Origin of the sequence: Streptomyces sp. NPDC049577 (assembly GCF_040675635.1) — a bacterium.
Taxonomy (GTDB): Bacteria; Actinomycetota; Actinomycetes; order Streptomycetales; family Streptomycetaceae; genus Streptomyces.
In genome coordinates, this window is sequence record NZ_JBFAPH010000655.1 from 1 (window position 1) to 1,156 (window position 1,156).

Below are 1,156 nucleotides of genomic sequence, written 5' to 3' on the forward strand. Positions count from 1 at the left end.
GTGCGGACTGCGGCGCGGTTTGCGGTGCGCCCGCCTCGACGGCGCTCGTGAGCGCGATCGTGGGCGCGTCGGTGCGCACGCCGACGCCCGTGCCGGGCGCATCCGCCGCAGCGCCGGCGCTCGCCTTGGCACCCTTCCCACCGGTGCCCCGGCGCGCCCCCGGCAGCCCGACGAAGAGGTACAGCACCACGGCCGAAGTACCGAAGAGCACCGCCGCCAGGTACGAACCGAGCGCCGCCTGGTGCGCGTGGAACCAGCCGATCCCGGAGCCGAGGAGGTTGCCGAACAGCGTGATCACGACGAGCGCGGCCGCCGCGACGGGCAGCGAGACGAAGGTCGTCCGCAGGGACAGCCGCCGCAGCGCGTCGTAGTGGTCCGGCAGGGGGCGCACCGCCGCGCCCTCGGGCGGCGGCATGGGCAGCAGTTCGGGGGCCGCGCCGTCCTTGGCGACGGTCCAGACGCGTTCGGCGACGCCGGTGACGAAGGCCGTGATCAGCAGCCAGGCGAGCGCCCTGTCCCCGGTCCAGTCGATCCAGGTGGGCGCGACGGCGAGCAGCGCGAGGCGCACGCCGTCGGCGCCGATCATCGTCCACCGCCGGTCGAGCGGACCGGCGGGGGAGAAGAGGGCCGACAGCGGCCCGAGGAGGACCGCGCCGAAGAGCAGGGTCGCGAGGAGCCGCGCGCCGAGGACGGCGGCGACGGCGAGGGCGGCGCCCCGGTACCCCCCGCCGAAGGAGCCCGCCGCGACGGCCGCCTGAAGCGACAACAGCAGCAGGACGAGCACGGACAGGCAGTCGCCCACGCCACCGGCGAACTGGGCGTTCCACAGCCGCCGCAGCGGCGGGAAGCGCAGAAGGGCTCGTACGGCACGCTCGCGGGAGTCCGCGGCCAGTGCTCCGGATGTGCCGGATGTGGAGGTGTCCACTGTCGGCTGCTCGGCTCGCGTCATCCTGCCAGCCTATCCGGAGTGCCCGAATGGCAGCCGTCAATACGAACATCTGCGCGAGGCGCAAAGGTGACGAACCGCCTGCGGCGAAAGCCGGACCGCCCAGGGCGGAAGCCGATGACGACGCAGAGGACGATGACGCCCTGGATCACGCCGACGATCTCCTGGGCGTAGCCCTCGAACTCCAGCTGGGTGCCGGTGCGCTCCAGG

General features: G+C 74.0%; 2 pseudogenes. Both read right to left on the reverse strand.

Annotated elements, in window-relative coordinates:
* Positions 1–949, reverse strand: a pseudogene (locus AB0K09_RS33645) (dTMP kinase); the annotation flags it as partial.
* A pseudogene (locus AB0K09_RS33650) lies at positions 946–1,156 on the reverse strand (hypothetical protein); the annotation flags it as partial. The pseudogenes AB0K09_RS33645 and AB0K09_RS33650, both read right to left, overlap by 4 nt.